Origin of the sequence: Pseudomonas sp. SIMBA_068 (assembly GCF_046534705.1) — a bacterium.
Lineage (GTDB): Bacteria > Pseudomonadota > Gammaproteobacteria > Pseudomonadales > Pseudomonadaceae > Aquipseudomonas > Aquipseudomonas putida.
Map to the genome: position 1 here is coordinate 1 of NZ_JAWRYI010001337.1, position 245 is coordinate 245.

At 50.6% G+C, this 245-nt stretch carries 1 protein-coding gene; it reads left to right on the forward strand.

The genetic code is table 11. The features are described from left to right. Positions 1-102 precede the first annotated feature (102 nt). Positions 103-245, forward strand: a 143-nt coding sequence (locus SB756_RS33940; RefSeq protein ID WP_410913743.1) for a PepSY domain-containing protein, incomplete at its 3' end; no start/stop codon positions are given.

Below are 245 nucleotides of genomic sequence, written 5' to 3' on the forward strand. Positions count from 1 at the left end.
ATCGCGTCACACTCACTGCTTACTAATCCGATTGCGTGACAACGTCACCTGATCGTCTTTGTCTTTTGAAAAGTGTGGAATGCTATGTCCTCTTCTCAGGAAATGTCCCCTGCACCGCGCGGCACGGTGTTTAATCTCTTTCGCCGCCTGCATTTTTATATCGGCCTGTTTATTGCGCCGTTTATTTTTGTCGCGGCACTCACCGGCACGCTCTACGTTCTGACGCCGCAACTGGAACAGGCTAT